The sequence below is a fragment of the Pseudomonas sp. O39 genome (assembly GCF_045447295.1).
In the GTDB taxonomy this organism is placed as follows: Bacteria; Pseudomonadota; Gammaproteobacteria; order Pseudomonadales; family Pseudomonadaceae; genus Aquipseudomonas; species Aquipseudomonas antarctica_A.
Window position 1 is genome coordinate 105,533 of the sequence record NZ_JBJGXV010000015.1, and the last position, 19,622, is coordinate 125,154.

Annotated in this window: 14 protein-coding genes; 6 read left to right on the forward strand and 8 right to left on the reverse strand. The window is 58.9% G+C overall.

Translation table 11 applies throughout. The features are described from left to right. The first annotated feature begins 238 nt into the window (after positions 1-238). Positions 239-5,284 carry a dermonecrotic toxin domain-containing protein gene (locus ACI77D_RS19375; RefSeq protein WP_407017272.1) on the forward strand — a complete coding sequence of 1,682 codons (5,046 nt, stop codon included), beginning with the start codon at positions 239-241 and terminating at the stop codon, positions 5,282-5,284. On the opposite strand, the gene argR is transcribed toward ACI77D_RS19375, so the two are convergent. The 7 genes from argR to acs form a co-directional block, all read right to left on the reverse strand. Continuing rightward, entirely contained in the window at positions 5,285-6,265 is a 981-nt protein-coding gene (argR, locus tag ACI77D_RS19380; RefSeq protein WP_064453797.1) for a transcriptional regulator ArgR, read from the reverse strand. 246 nt (positions 6,266-6,511) lie between these two features. Then, positions 6,512-7,276, reverse strand: coding sequence for an ABC transporter ATP-binding protein (locus ACI77D_RS19385; RefSeq protein WP_003214336.1), 765 nt, complete (start codon positions 7,274-7,276; stop codon positions 6,512-6,514). A gap of 27 nt (positions 7,277-7,303) precedes the next feature. Further along, positions 7,304-8,416 carry a succinylglutamate desuccinylase/aspartoacylase family protein gene (locus ACI77D_RS19390; RefSeq protein WP_064453798.1) on the reverse strand — a complete coding sequence of 371 codons (1,113 nt, stop codon included), beginning with the start codon at positions 8,414-8,416 and terminating at the stop codon, positions 7,304-7,306. Between the two features lies 1 nt (position 8,417). After that, the gene (locus ACI77D_RS19395) at positions 8,418-9,116 is read right to left on the reverse strand and encodes an ABC transporter permease (RefSeq protein WP_064453799.1); all 699 of its coding nucleotides are present in this window, start codon (positions 9,114-9,116) and stop codon (positions 8,418-8,420) included. Continuing rightward, positions 9,113-9,802: an ABC transporter permease gene (locus tag ACI77D_RS19400; RefSeq protein ID WP_053257623.1), complete on the reverse strand. Its 690-nt coding sequence runs from the start codon at positions 9,800-9,802 to the stop codon at positions 9,113-9,115. Before ACI77D_RS19400 ends, ACI77D_RS19395 begins: the two co-directional genes overlap by 4 nt. Before the next feature lie 91 nt (positions 9,803-9,893). Continuing rightward, entirely contained in the window at positions 9,894-10,679 is a 786-nt protein-coding gene (locus ACI77D_RS19405; RefSeq protein ID WP_017138432.1) for an ABC transporter substrate-binding protein, read from the reverse strand. 696 nt (positions 10,680-11,375) lie between these two features. Next, positions 11,376-13,331: an acetate--CoA ligase gene (acs, locus tag ACI77D_RS19410; protein ID WP_064453800.1), complete on the reverse strand. Its 1,956-nt coding sequence runs from the start codon at positions 13,329-13,331 to the stop codon at positions 11,376-11,378. 397 nt (positions 13,332-13,728) lie between these two features. Here acs and ACI77D_RS19415 point away from each other — a divergent pair, with 397 nt between their 5' ends. The 5 genes from ACI77D_RS19415 (at position 13,729) to ACI77D_RS19435 (ending at position 18,268) form a co-directional block, all read left to right on the forward strand. Beyond that, positions 13,729-13,998 (forward strand): DUF2790 domain-containing protein, encoded by a 270-nt coding sequence (locus tag ACI77D_RS19415; RefSeq protein ID WP_064453801.1) that lies wholly within the window; start codon positions 13,729-13,731, stop codon positions 13,996-13,998. A gap of 599 nt (positions 13,999-14,597) precedes the next feature. Next, on the forward strand, positions 14,598-15,848 hold the full coding sequence (locus tag ACI77D_RS19420) for a ribonucleotide-diphosphate reductase subunit beta (RefSeq protein WP_032879817.1): 1,251 nt from the start codon (positions 14,598-14,600) through the stop codon (positions 15,846-15,848). Between the two features lie 313 nt (positions 15,849-16,161). Then, entirely contained in the window at positions 16,162-16,773 is a 612-nt protein-coding gene (locus ACI77D_RS19425; RefSeq protein ID WP_407017273.1) for a Bro-N domain-containing protein, read from the forward strand. 66 nt (positions 16,774-16,839) lie between these two features. Beyond that, entirely contained in the window at positions 16,840-17,553 is a 714-nt protein-coding gene (locus ACI77D_RS19430) for an HNH endonuclease (protein WP_407017274.1), read from the forward strand. Between the two features lie 70 nt (positions 17,554-17,623). Beyond that, positions 17,624-18,268 (forward strand): HAD-IB family hydrolase, encoded by a 645-nt coding sequence (locus ACI77D_RS19435; protein WP_407017288.1) that lies wholly within the window; start codon positions 17,624-17,626, stop codon positions 18,266-18,268. A gap of 240 nt (positions 18,269-18,508) precedes the next feature. Here the strand turns inward: ACI77D_RS19435 and ACI77D_RS19440 are convergent, their stop codons facing one another. Further along, positions 18,509-19,468 (reverse strand): LysR family transcriptional regulator, encoded by a 960-nt coding sequence (locus ACI77D_RS19440; RefSeq protein ID WP_407017275.1) that lies wholly within the window; start codon positions 19,466-19,468, stop codon positions 18,509-18,511. Between the last annotated feature and the right edge of the window lie 154 nt (positions 19,469-19,622).

A 19,622-nucleotide genomic window follows, 5' to 3' on the forward strand; every position in this document is an offset into this window, starting at 1 on the left:
TCAGTGCGGCCTTGCCGCCAAGCGACAACTTCTTATAGCGCCAACCCCGGTTTTACGCGGGTTTACGGCAATGCGACAAATAGCGTCGCAATGGCGCAGTGTAAACCAGCGGCAGATTTTTCGGCACAACGCCCCGGGACCAGAACAACCCATGCCTATTGCAATAACCCAATAACGCCGCCGCACCATCGCTTGCCGATTTACTGGCGCTCTTTTATGACGCTCAAGGATTGGCAACATGCTCGACTCTGCACAACAAACGCCGCAAGCCACCCTATCGAACCAACCTGATAGCCACTACCAACCGCTGCAAAACGCCGTGCCGCGCTGGCTGGGCGAAACCTCCCCGCGCCACCGCCAAGCCTTGAGCAGCAACGTTGCGCGCCTGCCTCAATCCGTGCGCGATGCGAGCCCGGGCAACCGCGCTGAACTCAAACGCCTGGCCAGCGCCCACTGGGACGCCCAGAACACGGTCGAACACGCCCTGGCCAATGTGTTCGATGCCCCAGACTTTGCCGAGCCAATCCTCACCCTGGCACTGAAGACACGGTTCGACCTGGACCTGGACGTCAAAAACACCTTCCTGCGCCTCTACATTCCGCAGACGATTCCCGGCTTCCCGATCCGTTCGGGCGCGGCGCGCACCTGGACGGTGTCGTTGCTGGACGCCGTGTTGCACAACTTTGAACCCGAGGAAACCCAGGCAGATGCCTATGAAGCGGAGTCGTCCTTCATCACTCGCCCCGACGCCAGGGGCCATTTCGACACGTTGCCGGCCATCAAGCGCGCACTGTCCATCAGCGCCTTTGCCCAGCTCTGCCGCGATCTGGACATCGGCGCACTGTACGCCACCTACCTGCGCGAACAGCTCGGCCTGAACGAGCCCGTCGCCAAGGCCGTCGTGCGCAGCAAGGTTGAACACAGCCAGAAAACCGAATTACAGACTGCACTGCAGTGGGCCTTGATCACCGGTGACATCCAGCCGGATTATTTGCGCCTGATCCAGGGCCTGCTCGATGGCCTGGCCGGCATGCGCCTGGACGGCCAGGCGCTGCACTACCACGACCTGAGCCTGATGGGCGCGGACTTGCCCGGCATCATCGTGTTTGCCCCCAACCTGGAGACCACCCGCTCAGCGGCGCGTGTCGTGGCCTACATACCTGGCGACCCCGATCACCCGATCAAGGAATACCCCTCCTCCCAGGCGATGCAAAAAGAGCTGGTGCGCCAACTGCGCGACGTACGCTATCAACAGTTCTTCAGCCGTTTTGTGGCCCATGATCAGCGCGGTTTTTTCTTTGCCAACCTGGGCCAGTTGCTGAACAAGGTGACCTGGCACCCTTACGTCCAGGGCAGCAGCCTGCCGACCTGGCGGGAGACGCCCACAAATAATCCACGGCTGCGCTTTGTTGCGACACCACGCAGCGGCGACCTCAAGCGCCATCAGTACCAGCGCAAACTCAATCAACTCCTCAACGACGGTCGTACCACCGCAATCGCCACGGCAACCGTCGACCGCAATGCCCGATGGGCGCGGTGGGATTCATGGGTCAACGTCGCGTCGTCAATCCTGGAAGCCGCCGCGCTGATCATCGCGCCGTTTGTGCCGTTTGCCGGCGAATTGATGATGGGCTATATGGCCTATCAACTGCTCGACGAGGTGTTCGAAGGGATCATCGACTGGAGCGAAGGCGTGGGCAGTGAGGCCGTCGAGCATCTGGTGGGCGCGGTTGAAGCGCTGCTGCAATTGGGGGCCTTCGCCGTCGGCAGCACCATTGCCCTCAGCGAGTTCCGCAGGGTTTTACCCAAGCGCCTGGTCGCCTTCATCGACCGGCTTAAACCGGTAACGCTCGCCAATGGCCGCACGCTCTACTGGAAACCCGACCTTACGGTTTACGAACAGCCGATCAGCGTGCCTCCCGGAACCTATCGTGACAAGGCAGGCCTGTTCCAGCATCGCCAGCAAAGCCTGTTGCCCGTGGGCACCGGGGTCTATGCCGTGGAAAAAGCCCCGGCCTCCAGGTCCCTGCTCATCGAGCACCCTTCGCGTCCCGACGCCTACCGTCCAACCGTGCATCACAACGGCCATGGCGCCTGGCACACAGAGCTGGAGCAACCGCTGCAATGGGACCGGCAAACGCTGCTTCGCCGTCTGGGGTACAGCGTGGAAGGCATCAGCGAAGCAGACCAGGCGCTGGCACTGAACATCAGCGGCGTTGACGAAAACGCGCTACGCAAAATGCACGTCAACAGCGAGACGCCCCCCGCCCTGCTCACGGATGCCTTGGACCGCTTGCGGCTCGACCGGGAGATTCAAACGCTGATCGACCGGCTTGATAGCGACGACCCCCAGGCATACGGCAAGGTGGACCCTCAGACCAACCTGCAGTTACTGACCAGCTACGGCTACTGGCCTGAAACCCGGCGCCTGCAATTTATCGATACCCAAGGGAAAACCGCCTGGACGTTTGGCGACACCTCACTGCCCGCCATCCAAATACCCGAAAGCCTGTTGAACAATGGCGGTCTGCTCAAGGCAATACTCACCCAACTGCCACCTGAGGAGGCCGCCCGTGCGTTTGGCGCAGCGGTGGGTGATTCGCGCCTGAGCCTGGACACACGCACCGCTTATCTGCGAAAAAAACTCGCGGCCATTGCCGAGGAAAAGCGCGTTTCCTTGTTCGAATCACATTACGCAACCCTGCAAGCCACCCGCAACCCGCGGGCACAACGCCTCATGGACGCCGCCCCAGACCTGCCCGCCAGCGTTGCGGAGAAACTGCTGGAGCGCGCCACCGCACAGGAACTGGAAGAACTCGATAACCAACGCACGCCACCGCGCCTGACCCAGCTTGCGCGCAACGCCCTCGAAGAGGTACGCCTGAGCCGGGCGTATGAAGGGCTGCATTTTGGCGGCGAGAGCCTGGACACCCAACGTGCGGCCCTGCACTCGCTGCCCTCACTGCCGGGCTGGTCAAACCAGGTGCGCCTGGAGCTCAGGGACTACTCCGCCACCGGCAACCTGCGCGACCAGGTCGGCGCTGCCGAGGCGCCGATTGTGCGTACGTTGGTGCGTAGCGAAACCGGCGAATACACGCTCCACGACACCCTCGGTACGCTCAACGCCCCCACCGATTTTTACTCGGCCCTTCTCAGTGCGCTGCCCGACAGCCAACGCCAGGCCCTTCAGGTGGATGTCGGTGAAGGTTCACGCCTGCGCCAGCGCATTCGCCAACACCCCGTGGCGCGCAATCAACTGCGCGAACTGCTCAGCGCAGACCCAGTCCGTAAACCGACGTATGACCCGACCGTCATGAAGCTTCTGGGCGGCATGGATGGCTATGAGGCCCAGACGCCTTACGGTGAGGGCCCGCCGCCGCTGGCGGCGCAGGTACGCGAGCTGTTTCCCGCACTTGACGATGCCCAGGTAGAGACCACACTGGCCTACCTGCAAACGCAACCCGGCGGCGCCAGCAATGAACTTGCGCGCCTGCAAGAGGAACGCCGGATGTTGCGCCAAAACCTGCAAACCTGGCAGGAAGCCATCCCCACCATCGACCCCGAAACCCAGCGTGTCATGACCCCTGAGCGACGCGATTACGAGGAAAGAACGCGCCGCCTGGTAGCCGAACAATTGGAAGAGTGCTGGCGCAGGGAAGCCGAACGCGACGAGTACTTCATGGACCCCAATGCCAACGGTTATAGCCTCAGACTTCAGGCCGAAGGGTTAGCCGACCTGCCGGATCCGGGCTCAACGTTGAACCATGTCTCACTGCTGTCTATAACCGGCAGCCACCGCCTACTGGGCGTCGATAGTTTTTTGCAGGGTTTCCCTCGGCTGCGCCATCTGGAACTCAGGGCCATCCCATTGGGAGACGTGCCGCCACAGATCAGCACGTTCTCCACGTTGAACAGCCTGATCCTGAACGACTGCGACATTACGCTCACCCCGCAAAGCCACATCCGCTTGAGCGCAATGCAAGCCTTGAACACGCTGGACCTGCACAACAATCCCCTGGGGCTGATACCCCATGTCCAGGCCATGCCGGAACTGATCCATCTGGACTTGTCGGCCACCGGCATCGACCGCTTGCCCAACGGCGTGCTTGATCGCCCTCAGATGCAGGCGGTTATGCTGAATGACAATGAAATGACCGAGCTCCCCCCGGCCCTATTCAGCGTGACGCCCGAAACCGCAAGAAAGTTCGACCTTTCCGGCAACCCGCTTTCACGGCAGACACTGGACCAGATCAAGACCTACTGCCAGACCCACGGCGAGTCTTTCAGCGCCCAAGCCCCCAATACAGAACGTGCCAGAGTCATGAGCCTGTACCCGACCTTTTCGGACGCCGAAGCTGATCTCGCGATCTTCCGCCTGCCCGGCGACATGGACGCCGTTGCCCCGGCATTGACCCTGCTTGAAGCCGAGTACGCTCAACTGGGCACCGACCTTCAACAATGGGCCCTGAACGTACCTGACCGCCATCCCGTCCTCGGCATCCTGCTAGATGATCAGACCATCGCCCAGGAGCAACTGGCGCGCCAGCGCGTCAAGACCTTGCTGGAAGAGGCTTGGCGTCGTGAAAGCGAGGTGGACCAGGAAAGCCTGTCGGATGACCTGACCCATTCAGTGACCATCGAAACATCAATCATAGGCCGCCTGCCGGAACTGAACGCCTCGTTCGATCATGTCACCAACCTTGAAATCGACGGCAATGGCGTGACTAACGGTGTCGATGGCACTTTGCGCTGCTTCACCAAACTGGAAACACTGACACTCAGCCATTGCAGGCTCGGAAAGTTGCCGGTGGCCTTGGCCCGCATGCCGAAGCTCTCCACCCTGAACCTTGAAGAATGCGGGATCACCTTGGCCGCGCCGGACATCAACCTGCTGGGCGAAATGACCCAACTCGAGTACCTGAGCCTGACCAGTAACCCGCTGAGCCTGGCACCTGACATCAGTAACCTGCATCAGTTGAGCGCGCTTCATCTACGCAACACCGGGATAAACCAGGTGCCCCGCGGGCTGTTCAGCCTTCCGGAACTGGAGACGCTGGACCTGAGCGACAACCTGATCAGCGACATTCCCGCCGATCTGCTGGAAGCGACCACGGCCTATGGCCAGGATTGCGATTTCAGCCGCAACCCATTGTCGCCACAAAGCCTGAATTATCTGAGGCAGCACTACGCGCGCACCGGCATTGATTTTCAGGTAGATGCCGCCACCGTGGATGAGCAAGGCGTGCCCATCGTCGTAGTGGGGCCGCAGCCGATGGAAGAATGATCAGCCGCGCTCGGAAGGCACCGACGATAATTCGAACGGGCTGCTGCTGCGCCGCTGGTTGCGGTCTTCACGCGGGGTGGCACCGAAGAAGTTGCGGTAGGCGCTGGAGAAGTGCGGCCCCGAGGAGAAGCCGCACGACAGGCCGATCTGGATGATCGACTTGCTGGTTTGCATGAGCATCTGGCGCGCCTTGTTCAGGCGCAGTTCCAGGTAGTACTGGCTGGGGACGCGATTGAGGTATTGCTTGAAGATCCGCTCCAGTTGTCGTCGCGACACGCACACATGCTGGGCGATTTCGTCGGTGGTCAGCGGTTCTTCGATGTTGGCTTCCATCAACAACACCGCCTGGGTCAGCTTTGGATGGCTGGAGCCCAGGCGGTTTTGCAGCGGAATGCGCTGGCGCTCGCCGCCTTCGCGGATGCGCTCCACCACCAGCTCTTCGGAGACCGCACCGGCCAGCTCGGCGCCGTGATCACGGGCCAGCACCGCCAGCAGCAGGTCGAGCACCGACATGCCGCCGCAGGCGGTCAAGCGGTCACGGTCCCAGTCGAACAGATGGCTGGTGGCAATGACCTTGGGGAAACGCTCGGCAAAATCGTCCTGCCAACGCCAGTGCACGGCGGCGCGATAACCATCCAGCAAGCCGAGCTGCGCCAATGGATACACACCGGCCGACAGGCCACCGATCACACAACCGGCGCGCACCAACTGCTTGAGCGCGGTGCTCAGTTGCGAAGCAATGACGGTGGGCGGCTCATCCGCCAGCAGGAACAGTTTCTGGAAGCCTTCAAGCTTGCCGGCCCACGGCTCACCGGGTAATTGCCAAGCGCCATCGGTGCGCGGTTCCGCCAGCAAAAAAGACAGTTCGTACACCACGTCCGGATGCACCCGCTGAGCAACGCGCAAAGCCTCCTCAGCCAGCGAAAGCGTCAGGGCTTTTGTGCTGGGCCAAATCAGGAAACCAATTCGATGGGCGGTCATGGAGGGCTATCCGAAGCGAGTAACAGTAATGGAGACAAAGGCCAATGCTAGCCCGTAAACGAACACAAATCTCAAAACATATGGAGATCCAATGTGGGAGCTGGCTCGCCTGCGATAGCGGTGCATCAGAAACAGATGTGCCAACTGATCCACCGCTATCGCAGGCAAGCCAGCTCCCACAAGGAATTGGGGCCTATCTCAAGACTGCGAAGCATGCACTACTTCAGTGCACAAAAGCAGTCTTGACTATTTCAAGCTGCCCGAAAGGAACTGCTGCAAACGCTCGGACTGCGGGTTAACCAGCACTTCGCGCGGGTTGCCGCGCTCTTCGACGATGCCTTTGTGCAGGAACACCAGTTGGTTCGACACTTCACGGGCAAAGCCCATTTCGTGGGTCACCACCACCATGGTGCGGCCTTCCTGGGCCAGGTCCTGCATCACCTTGAGCACTTCGCCAACCAGCTCGGGGTCGAGGGCCGAGGTGGGTTCGTCGAACAGCATCACCTCAGGCTCCATCGCCAAGGCACGGGCAATCGCCACGCGCTGCTGCTCACCGCCGGACATGTGGCCCGGGAACGCATCCTTGCGATGGCCCACGCCGACTTTGGCCAGGTAGTGCTCGGCCTTTTCACGGGCGTCTTTTTTCGACATGCCCAACACATGCACCGGCGCTTCCATCACGTTTTCAAGCGCGGTCATGTGCGACCACAGGTTGAAATGCTGGAACACCATCGACAGGCGCGAACGCATGCGTTGCAGTTGCTTGGGGTCGGCGGCCTTCATGGCGCCGTCCTTGTTGGCCACCAATTTCAGCTCTTCGTTATTGAGCAGAATCTTGCCGGCGTGGGGTTGCTCCAGCAGGTTGATGCAGCGCAAAAAGGTACTTTTGCCCGAACCACTGGAACCGATGATGCTGATCACATCGCCGGCCGCGGCGGCCAGGGACACACCTTTGAGCACTTCATGACTGCCATAGCGTTTATGCAGGTCTTGGACTTCAAGTTTGTACATGCGGTCGGTTCTCACAAAAACAGGTGGTCAGTCGTTGAGCAAGCGCCCGTGACGCAGCGCATCGCGCCCCGCCACCTTGGCCAGCCAGAAACCCGCTTGGGCATAACGTAGCCGTTCAACGGCAAACAACACCCCTGAGGTGCCCGCGCAGACAATGCTGACGCGGTCGGTCAGGGGATCAATCACTTCAAAAATCGGCTCGCCGGTATCGACCCAGTCACCGGCTTTACGCAGGTAACTGATCACGCCGGCGTGGGGCGCAAACAACAACTCGGTGCCTTCGAAGGGCAAGCCTTCGCAGGGTTCGTGTTGCGGCGCAGGCCATTCGCCCTTGATCAGGCCTTGTTCTGCGAGGAACGCGAGAATGCCTTCAGCGTGGAAGATGGCTTCGTCGCGACCGGTGTCGGCCTGGCCGCCCAATTCCAGGGTCGTCGCCAAACACGCCAGCGGAATCTGCGCCTCGGGGAACGCCCGGGACAGACGCAACCACGGCAACGAGCAGGCTTCATCAAACGAGCTGCCGCCGGAATCTTCCGCCAGCAGGCCGACTTTCACATTCAAGTGCGCCGACAGCGAACGCCACTGCGGCCAATGCTGGGGCAGCGCGTACATGTGCAGCGCGGCGTCGGCGTCGCAATGCAGGTCGAGGACGATATCGGCAGTGCACGCGTGGCTCAGCAGTACCCGTTGCATGCCTTGCAGCTGGCTGCTCGGCTCGGGCAACGCGTCGAGCGCATCGGTCATCGCCTGGCGGATCAAGCGCACGTTGGCATGCGGATCATCGCCCAACGCGCCCTTGAGCAACTCGACAACCGGCGCGCTCAGCTCGACAAAATCGCGATTGAAATTCTTGCCGCTGCCAATCTCGAAACGCCCCTGGTGGCTGCCTTGCAGCAACTGGCCCAGGCCCATCGGGTTGGCCACCGGCACCAGCTCGATCACGCCATTGAGCGCGCCTTGCTGTTCCAGTTCGGTGAGGCGCTTTTTCAGCTCCCACGCCGCGCGCATCCCCGGCAATTCATCGGCATGCAGGCTGGCCTGGATATAGGCCTTGCGCTCGCCACTGCCAAAACGAAACACGCTCAGTTGGCGCTCGCAGCCCAGGTGACCCCAGGGCAACAGGTGATCGATACGTTCCATATCAATGCTTCCTTGGAGCCAGGTAGCTCAGCCAGCGGCCTTCGGCCAACTTGAACAGGCGTACCAGGATAAAGGTCAGGCACAGGTAGAACACGCCGGCCGTGATATAGGCTTCGAACGGCAGGTAGAACTGGGCGTTCACCGTGCGCGCGGCACCCGTGATGTCGATCAAGGTGACGATGGAGGCCAGGCTGGTGGTCTGCAGCATCATGATCACTTCGTTGCTGTACTGCGGCAGCGCACGGCGCAGGGCCGACGGCAGCAGGATGCGGCGGTACAGCTTGTAGCGCGACATGCCCATGGCCTTGGCCGCTTCGATCTCGCCATTGGGCGTGGCCTTGAGGCTACCGGCAATGATCTCGGCGGTGTAGGCACTGGTGTTGATCGCAAAGGCCAGGCACGCGCAGAAGGTGGCGCTGGACAGCAGCGGCCACAGGAAACTTTCGCGTACGGCCTCGAACTGCGCCAACCCGTAGTAGATCAAAAACAGCTGCACCAGCATCGGCGTGCCGCGGATCACGTAGGTGTAGAGCCAGGCAGCGCCATTGACGATCGGCTGCTTGGACACGCGCATCAAGCCCAGGGGCAAGGCGGCGAGCAGGCCAAAGAACAAGGAGATGGCGAGCAATTTCAGGGTGGTCACCAAGCCGCCGAGGTACAGCGGCATGGCATCCCAAATGACGTTGTAGTCGAAGATCATAGATCAGCCGCCCTTACGCCTACCGAGTAGCGCTTCTCAAGATAGCGCAGCGCCAACAACGACACGCTGGTAATCACCAGGTACATCGCCGCCACTGCGAGGAAGAAGGTAAAAGGCTCGCGGGTGGCATCTGCCGCCTGCTTGGCCTTGAACATCATGTCTTGCAGGCCCACCACCGAAATCAACGCAGTGGCCTTGGTCAATACCAGCCAGTTGTTGGTGAAACCGGGGATCGCCAGCCGAATCATCTGCGGCACCATCACCCGGAAAAACACCTGGAAGCTGCTCATGCCATACGCAAGGCCGGCCTCGGCCTGGCCCTTGGGAATGGCCATGAAGGCGCCACGGAAGGTTTCCGAGAGGTAGGCGCCAAAGATGAAACCCAGGGTGCCGATACCGGCGGCCAAGGGGTTCAAGTCGATATAGTCGTCATAGCCAAGCAGCGGCGCGACGCGGTTCAGCAAGTCCTGACCACCGTAGAAAATCAGCAGGATCAGCACCAGGTCGGGGATCCCGCGGATCACCGTGGAGTACAAGTCACCCAGCCAGGCCAACCAGCGCACCGGCGACAGGCGTAACGCGACCCCGATCAGACCCAGAACAATGGCCAAGGCCATGGACGACAAGGCGAGCTGAAGCGTCAACCATGCGCCATCGAGGATGACGGCCCCGTAGCCTTTCAACATGATTCAGGTCCTCGAAAAGGGGGATGAAAAAATGGCGCAAACCGCAGGAATTCTGTTGCTTGCGCCATTCTGGACAGACAGCTGCGTCGAGTTACTTAGGGTCAGCGCCGTAAATATCGAAGTCGAAGTACTTGTCCTGGATTTTCTTGTATTCGCCGTTGGCACGGATCGCCGCGATGGCCGCGTTGATCTTGTCCAGCTCAGCCTTGTCGCCTTTGCGTACAGCGATGCCGATGCCGTCGCCGAAGTACTTGGCGTCGGTGAACTGTGGGCCCACGAACGCGTAGCCTTTACCGGCCGGAGTTTTCAGGAAACCGTCTTGCAGCAAGGTAGCGTCAGCCACGGTGCCATCAAGGCGACCGGCTTCCACGTCCAGGTAGATTTCGTTCTGCGAGCTGTAAGGAACAACCGTGACGCCTTTAGGGGCCAGGACTTCCTTGGCGAAGCGATCATGGATCGAACCGCGCTGCACGCCGATTTTCTTGCCTTTCAATTCATCCAGGCTGTCGCTGACCGTGGTGCCTTCCTTCATCACCAGCTGCGCTGGGCTCAGGTAATAGCGGTTGGTGAAGTCCACGGACTTCTTGCGGTCTTCAGTGATGGACATGGACGACAGGATCGCATCGATCTTGCGCACTTTCAGTGCCGGGATCAGGCCGTCGAACTCTTGCTCGACCCACACACACTTGACCTTCATCTCGGCGCACAGGGCGTTGCCGATGTCGTAGTCAAAACCGACGATGCTGCCATCCGGCGCCTTCGAGGCAAACGGAGGGTAAGCCGCTTCGATACCAATCTTCAGGGGCTTTTCATCAGCGAAGGCCTGCATGGACAGCACGGACAGCGCCAGGGCGCCCAACAGCACAAGTTTCTTCATCTTGGGACTCCATCGGTATAGGGCAAAAAAGCAGTATGAGCCGTGGCCCACGATGCGACTTAAGTGAAACCGAATAGCGGTGCTGCGTCCTACCCCGTTTCAACACTGGAGACGACGAGCGAGTGATCGGCATTCTAACGACAGGCCGGAAGCCGATATTTCCTCAATGCGACAACAATTTACAGAAGCACTGAGAAAGCGGTTCCAGCACATTGACAGCCTCTGAATTTTATGCAGAGACAAAAGATATTAAACCTGTTGATGCTGCAAATTGCGGGCCTATTATTCGCAAACCCTTCTAGCACGGCAAGTCTGGCGTTTAATCTTATTTCCTGAGGTGTCTAAAACGCGGTTTTTAGGGGCGCGGGCGTAGCACTTTGCCCCAGGTTTGAGCCTGGGGTTACACATTTAGGCTTCTCGGTAACATTCAGAAACGTCCTACGAGAGAAGTCGATATTTATTGGCTTGAGGGTGATGCAGGTCTGTCAGCCCACCACTTCAGCCAGCTTGAAATACCGTCCAAATGTGGGAGCGGGCTTGCTCGCGAATGCGGTGTATCAGTTAGCAGATGTATAGCTGACCCACCGCATTCGCGAGCAAGCCCGCTCCCACAGGTGATTTGCATCGGTTTTCAGAACCCACAAAAAAGCCCCACCCGGCTTACGCCGAATGGGGCTTTGTACCACCCACCTCGCCTTACGCGACGTTCATGGTCTTGTGCGTCTCAATCAAATGCGCCACCACACCCGGGTCCGCCAGGGTGGAGATATCCCCCAACCCGTCGTACTCAGCCGTGGCAATCTTGCGCAGGATACGGCGCATGATTTTCCCCGAGCGCGTCTTCGGCAAGCCCGGCGCCCACTGGATCACGTCCGGCGAAGCAATCGGCCCGATCTCTTTGCGCACCCAGTTTTTCAGCTCCAGGCGCAGTGCCTCATTTGGCTCTTCGCCGTTTTTCAGGGTGACATACACATAGATGCCCTGGCCCTTGATGTCATGCGGCACACCCACCACCGCCGCTTCGGCGACTTTAGGGTGAGCAACCATGGCACTTTCAATTTCGGCGGTGCCCATGCGGTGGCCGGACACGTTCAACACGTCATCCACACGACCGGTGATCCACCAGTAGCCATCTTCATCGCGACGGGCGCCGTCACCGGTGAAGTACATGCCACGGAACGTCTTGAAGTAGGTGTCGACGAAACGGTCATGGTCGCCGTACAGCGTGCGCGCCTGGCCTGGCCACGAATCGAGGATCACCAGGTTGCCTTCGGCAGCGCCCTCGATGATGTTGCCCAGGTTGTCCACCAGCGCCGGCACCACGCCGAAGAACGGCCGTGCAGCAGAACCCGGCTTGAGGGCGTGAGCACCCGGCAGCGGGCTCATCAGGGTGGCGCCGGTTTCGGTCTGCCACCAGGTGTCGACGATCGGGCAACGGGATTGGCCGACGTTCTTGTAGTACCAGTCCCACGCTTCAGGGTTAATGGGCTCACCCACCGAACCGAGCAAGCGCAGGCTGCTGCCATCTACACCTTCGCAGGCGGCAGTGCCGGAAGCCATCATCGCGCGGATCGCGGTTGGCGCGGTGTACAGGATATTGACCTTGTGCTTGTCGACGATCTTGCCAACACGGGTGATATCCGGGTAGTTCGGCACGCCTTCGAACAGCAGCGTGGTCGCGCCATTGGCCAGCGGGCCGTAGACGATATAGGTGTGGCCGGTGACCCAACCGACGTCAGCGGTGCACCAGTAGACTTCGCCCGGGCGGTAATCGAACACGCGCTCGTGGGTCAGGGCTGCGTACAGCAAATAGCCGCCAGTGGTGTGCTGCACGCCTTTAGGCTTGCCGGTGGAGCCGGAGGTGTAGAGGATGAACAGCGCTTCTTCGGCGCCCATCTCTTTCGGCGCACACACGGTGCCCGCCACTTTCATCAAATCTTCGTACCAGATGTCGCGATGCTGGTTCCACTTGATGTTGCCATTGGTGCGCTTGCACACAATGACCTTCTGGATGCTGCTGGTTTCCGGGTTGGTCAGGGCGTCGTCGACGTTGGCCTTCAACGGAATTTTCTTACCTGCACGAATGCCTTCATCGGCGGTGATAACTACCTTCGACTTACAGTCGATGATGCGACCGGCCAGCGCCTCAGGCGAGAAACCGCCGAACACCACGGAGTGAATCGCACCGATGCGGGTACAGGCCAACATGGCGACCACGGCTTCGGGGATCATCGGCATATAGATAGTCACTACATCGCCGCGGTGCACGTCCTGGCCACGCAGGGCGTTGGCGAACTTGCAGACTTCTTCATGCAGCTCGCGATAAGTGATGGTGCGGCTTTCGGCAGGGTCGTCGCCCTCCCAGATGATCGCTGCCTGATCGCCACGCTCGGCGAGGTGACGGTCCAGGCAGTTGTAGGAAACGTTCAGGGTGCCATCGGCAAACCATTTGATGTCGACGTGGTGGTCGTCGAAAGAGGTCTGCTTCACCACGGTGAAAGGCTTGACCCAGTCAAGGCGCTTGGCTTGCTCGCGCCAGAAGCCATCGGGGTTGACCACCGACTGCTGGTACATGGCCTTGTAGGTTGCCTCGTCGGTCAGCGTGTTGGCTGCTACTTCGGGGCGAACGGGGTACAGGGAAGCCGCACTCATCTTTCTTACCTCGGTGACATAGTTGTTGTTGTATGGCCCCTGTTGTAGCCGGGGTGGGCCTATAGAACCATTCGACGATGGTAGTAACAAGACCCTACAAAATACCCAGCTATCCCCATTTATGGCTCTGGCCCGCGGCCTGCGTGGCTTTGGCGCTGCATGAAAAAACCTTTACCACGGGATTGTTACAAAAACCGCCAATAGTGTTTATCAAAAGCACGGGTATATGAATATAACCCGCACGCCTAAAATCAGCTCCGCCAACACGGCACTGTGATTAACAACGTAACAGCCCCCACGAAGGCAACGTTAATCCGAACTCACCCACCCTAAGTTACACACGCGGCCTCATAAGGGCCCCGTGACCCCTTTCGCCCCGAAGAAGGTAAAAAGAGAAATGAAAGCTTTAGTAGTGATGGCCCTCAGCAGCTTGTGCGCAACCGCCGCCCTGGCCGACGAAGCCCCGACTGAGCTGGCTGGCCAGAACACCCCGATTGTTGAAGACTACACGTACAGCACGCACTTGGATGTGGCCAAAGTATTGTCAATGAGCACGGTTCCGGAAGTCTGCCAAGTTGTACCGGTACAAATGGAATATGAAGACTCACAAGGTCAACGCCATATTCTTAATTACCAGGTAATGGGCAACGGTTGCTCTAACGGATAACAACTTCTTATAAAGGCGTTAAACCCTGATCTTATTCGCCGCAAGAAATCGTTCTTGCGGCAAAGAGCCAGCTGACACACCTGGGTCCAAATGTGGGAGCGGGCTTGCTCGCGAAGGCGATACCCGCCACACCAACACCTCAAAACCCTGCACCCTTCCCAGCATTTTTACTCCCCGGAAGCCCAGTTCCCCCGCCCTACAAAAAACATCCCACCGCCCGTCAAAAAAATCCTAGCCCAGCAAAGCCTTGCAAACACACGCCTTGGCCGAAAACCACACCATTTTGGCGCTCTGTCGTGACCATCCGCCGCAACACAAAGCCGAATTTTTCCCTATAATGCGCGGGTAAATCGGGCCTGCAATATCCCTTTACACCGGGATGAAGAGCCAGACCTGAGGCCTCCGCAGGAGCATGCATCTGTCGCTCCCCCCTCAAGCCTCACGCAGAGCACCCGTTCACCCAATTGCGTTTAATGCCTGCGCCAGCGGTTGCAACAAACGATTCCTTAAGATCCACCGCGGCCCGAGGGCCGTGTGAACACCCAACCATCCGGTTTCACACGGGCACCTTTGAGCCCTCACGCAGGAGACGACACGTCATGCTGAGCTGGGACGAATTCGACAAAGAAGAAGAAGGCGAAGTAGCCGCTAAAGGCGCCAACGCCGGCCACGCCACCGAAGCCAACATGGACCGCCTCGACGGTGCCGGCGCCGCCGCCGCCATCGAAGCCCGCGCCGTCACCGCCAGTGACTCCGCCGCTATCGTGCGCGCCAAGGCCGCCCTGGACAAACTCGACGTCGCCGAAGGCCTCGCCGAGCTGGAAGGCTCCGCCGCCCGCGTCGCCGTTGACGAAAAGCGCATGATCAACTGCCGCGCCGACCTCAACCAACTCGTGCCATTCAAGTACGACTGGGCCTGGCAAAAGTACCTCGACGGCTGCGCCAACCACTGGATGCCGCAAGAGGTCAACATGACCGCCGACATCGCCCTGTGGAAAAACCCCGAAGGCCTGACCGACGACGAACGCCGCATCGTCATGCGTAACCTCGGCTTCTTCTCCACTGCCGATTCGTTGGTCGCGAACAACCTGGTCCTGGCCGTGTACCGCCTGATCACCAACCCGGAGTGCCGCCAGTACATCCTGCGCCAGGCCTTCGAAGAAGCGATCCACACCCACGCCTACCAGTACTGCATCGAATCGCTGGCCATGGATGAAGGCGAGATCTTCAACATGTACCACGAGATCCCATCGGTGGCTAAAAAAGCCGCCTGGGGCCTCAAGTACACCCGTTCGATCTCCGATCCGAAGTTCGAAACCGGCACCGTCGAAACCGACAAAGAACTGCTGCGCAACCTGGTCGCCTACTACTGCGTCCTCGAAGGCATCTTCTTCTACTGCGGCTTCACCCAGATCCTGTCCATGGGCCGCCGCAACAAAATGACCGGCGTGGCCGAGCAGTTCCAGTACATCCTGCGCGACGAGTCGATGCACCTGAACTTCGGTATCGACGTGATCAACCAGATCAAAATCGAAAACCCACACTTGTGGGATGCTGAGATGAAGGAAGAAGCGACCCAGATGATCCTGCAGGGGACTCAGCTGGAGATCGAGTACGCACGTGACACCATGCCTCGCGGCGTACTGGGCATGAATGCGGCGATGATGGAGGATTACCTCAAGTTCATCGCGAACCGTCGTCTGTCGCAGATTGGGTTGAAGGAAGAGTACCCAGGCACGACTAACCCGTTCCCGTGGATGAGCGAGATTATGGACTTGAAGAAAGAGAAGAATTTCTTCGAAACTCGGGTGATCGAGTATCAAACCGGCGGCGCGTTGAGCTGGGATTAACTCCTAAGCCGGCAACATCAAGAAGCCCTGACATGTTCAGGGCTTTTTTATGCCCAGTGAACTGTATAGGAGCCTTCTTACACCAAGATCATCCACAGAAGGGTTGATACGAATTTCGAGGCTGAATAGTCTCGTCATCCGGTGCCTAAGAAACGCCCAACGTAGAAGCTAGCCTCACTTACACAGCCCAAAATCCGTATGGCCTATCATGCGGAACAAATGCTGTATTGAGGTCAAGCAAGTTGGAGTTTCTTAAATCCGCTCTCTACGTTGGGTTCGCGCCCTTCCGTAAATCACGTAGAGATCATAGAAAATGCCTAGCCGATATCTGCTCGACTTGCCTAGCGCCACGAGTTTGGTCACATCTGAACCTTCTATTGCCGTCGTGTTCACCCACCATAATCTTCAATTACACGCTCTCCTTCTAGAAAACCAAGCGTGGTTCTGCGCGCGTGACCTTGGGCGTTTGATGGGGTGGTATCTCGATGAGCGGACTACTCGCAAGCTCGATGACGATCAACGAAGAACCTTAAACCTGCTGTTCCACGGTCAACCGGAACAAATGCTGATGATCAGTGAATCCGGTGCCTACGCGCTGCTGGTCTATCACTACACACCTGGGAATCGCCTACTGCGTAGTTGGCTCACTCATGAAGTCGTTCCAACTTTACGGGACGAGCGTCAGCCACGCACGATGGAGCGGCCGTTGTTGAGCATGTTGGATTGGCCGGAGATGTCGTTGAATCTGTTGCATTGGCAGGATGAAGGCTGGATTAGGCTTCGAGATATGCCGTATTTGTTGGTGAATCGGACCTATCGGAGAGAATCAGCAAAGACTGCGTGGTGGCGCAAACTCATTCAACCTTTCCGAATGATGCAGCGACTTTACCAAATTCGACGACAACCACATCCGACCGATTCGTAGGAAATTTCGTAGACGCCATAATGGCTACTCAGTATCGTCCGAGGGTTTTCTACCCTCGGCGGCTGTATGGATATTGCGAAAGACAAAACGGACTGGAGCGACGCGGAGTTGGCAGCGGCGGTCGAGGCGTACTTGAAGATGCTGGCCTGGGAAAAGAGCGGCCAGTCTTTCAACAAAGCGCTCGAAAACCGCCGTCTTCGTGAAGGCCCGGTGGCAGGTCGTGCGAAAGGATCGATTGAATTTCGCATGCAAAATATATCCACCGTGCTTGTGCGCATGGGCTGGGACCGTATTGAAGGTTACAAGCCCGCAAAGAACGTGGGTACGGGCGTAGAGCAACGCATCCGCCAAGCGCTTGCCGCGCAGGGTGTATTCGAATCCGAAGACGCAGCCCAAACGGCAGATGAGCAAACGCTTATTCGCCGCGCAACTAAACTGCAATATCAACCTTTCCCCAAGCTGCCGGATGGCATTGCAGAGCCGCAGAAAGTATCGACCGTCAGCACTGCGTTTGTCCGCGACCCAAAGGTACGCGCCTGGGTACTCAAAGAAGCCAAGGGGATTTGCGAAGGCTGCGGCTCTAACGCGCCTTTCGAGGTCGACGGTTTGCCATTTCTTGAAGTACATCACGTCAAGCACCTCGCCCAGAAGGGTTCGGATCGCACGACCAATGCTGTAGCCTTGTGCCCCAATTGCCATCAGCGTTGTCACCGGTCGAGTGACCGGGATGCTTTCACCGAGACGCTTTACGCCAAGATAGGAAGATTGGCACGGGAGTAAACTCCTGCTGTCACACCTGATGCACGCTTAAAAAATACTAGATAGGACCGAGGCCACCGTGAACCCAGACATGCTCGAAGCCGGCCCCGTAGACGCCAAAGTACTCTCCGTCTTTGACTTCGACGGCACCCTGACCCATCACGACAGTTTCGTGCCATTCCTCAAGTTTGCCTTCGGCACCGGCGAGTTCTACGGCCGGATGGCGAAGCTGGCGGTGCCTGGGCTGCGCTTTTTGCTGCGGCAGATCAGCCGGGATGAGTTGAAGGCGCAGTTGATCCGCACCTTTATGACCGGTGTGGAGAAGGCGTGGGTTCAGCAGCAGGCTGAGGCGTATTGCCAGCGCTATTGGACCAAGCTGATGCGCCCCAAGGGCTTACAGTCGGTGGAAGATGAGCTGAAGTCCGGGGCGGTGGTGACCTTATGTTCGGCGTCGCCGGCGTTGGTGTTGCAGCCGTTTGCGAATCGGCTGGGGATCAAGTTGATCGGCACTGAGCTCGAGGTGGTCGACGGGGTGTTGACGGGCAAGCTCACGGGGAATAATTGCCGCTGTGAGAACAAGGTGCTGCGGCTTGAGGCGGTGTATGGGGATTTGGGCGAGTATCGGCTGCGGGCCTGGGGCGATACGCGTGGGGATCGGGAGTTGTTGGCGGCGGCGCAGGATGCGCATTTTCGGCATTTTCATTCGAAGAAAAAGCAGGGCAAGTCGCAGCGGTGATGCGGCTGGATGGGGTCGGCAGGTGGACCGAGTCGATCCCATCGCTGCCTCGCTGGGGCTCGAGAGCTCCCACATTTTGAGCGGTGCCAGATGGATAGCGCACTAGCATGGGGTGCTGGGGGGCGATGCAGATGGATGGGTTCGGCAGGTAGACCGCGGTGATCCGTTCGCAGCCTCGCTGGGGCTCGACAGCTCCCACATTTGAGCTTTGTCAGCCTGTTGATCGGTGTTCGGCGGGGGTTATGTCGCGGCCTTGAGGTCTACGCCCAGGGCTGTTGCGAAGGCTTTTACCATCGGGCTTCTTGGCGCGTTGTGGCGCAGGATCAGGTTGAACGCGGTGCTCAGGTGAACCTGTTCCGGGCACAGTGCGCGCAGGCGCCCTTCCCTGACCAGTGGCGCGGCGTAGTGTTCCGGCAGGAAGCCGAGGAAGCGGCCGGTGAGGATCAGGATGGCGACGGCTTCAACCTGTGAGGCCGAAGCGGACTGGCTGTCGTAGGTGACGAAGTTGGCCTTGTCGCGGTGGATCGCATACCGGTGGTTGACCACTTCGTATTGGCGCAGCACTTCCGGCGTAATGTCGCTCGCGCTGAACAGTGGGTGTCCTACGGCGCAGTAGGCGTGGGCTTTTTCTTCGTATAGTGGGAAGTAATCGAATTCTTCGCGGCGTTGGTACACCGGCACGATGCCGACGATCAGCCGCCCTTCCACCACGCCGCGTTCAACTTCGTCCAGTTGCGAGGCCTGTAGGCGCAATCTAATTTTCGGCGATTCGCTATACAGTTTCCCCAGCGCGGTAATCAGCGGCGAATTAACATCGGAGACGGTGTTATCAATAACGCCGACACTAAGGTCACCAATAAGCTCGTTTTGTGCCGAACTAAGCTTGTCGCGAAAACTGTCCACCGAGGTAAATAACTCGATGGAAGCCTGATACACCAACTTGCCTTCTTCGGTCAGGCCAAACCCTTCGCGGCCCCGTGTGCACAGGCGCATGCCGATACGGATTTCGAGGTCGGAGATCTGTTTGCTGATGGCCGCCAGGCCCACGTTCAGCTCGTTTTGCGCGGCGCTGAAGCCGCCGGCTTCGACCACGGCCATGAACACGCGCAGCAATTTGAAGTCCAGCCCGCTCAGTTGCAGCGGCGGTCGTGTGCCGGGTTTTGGCGGCATGTTTCCAGAAGTGGAAAGTGGGGTTTCCATAATACGCGTTGACCTCAAGTGCCATATTCAACAGGCTTCAACCCAATCCTTGAACATAGCCAGGCGGCGATAATGAACATAAACATCCGCCCTTGGCAACCTTGAATATAGCGGGTTGAACAGCACACAGAGGCTGATTTAACACCTCGCAAAA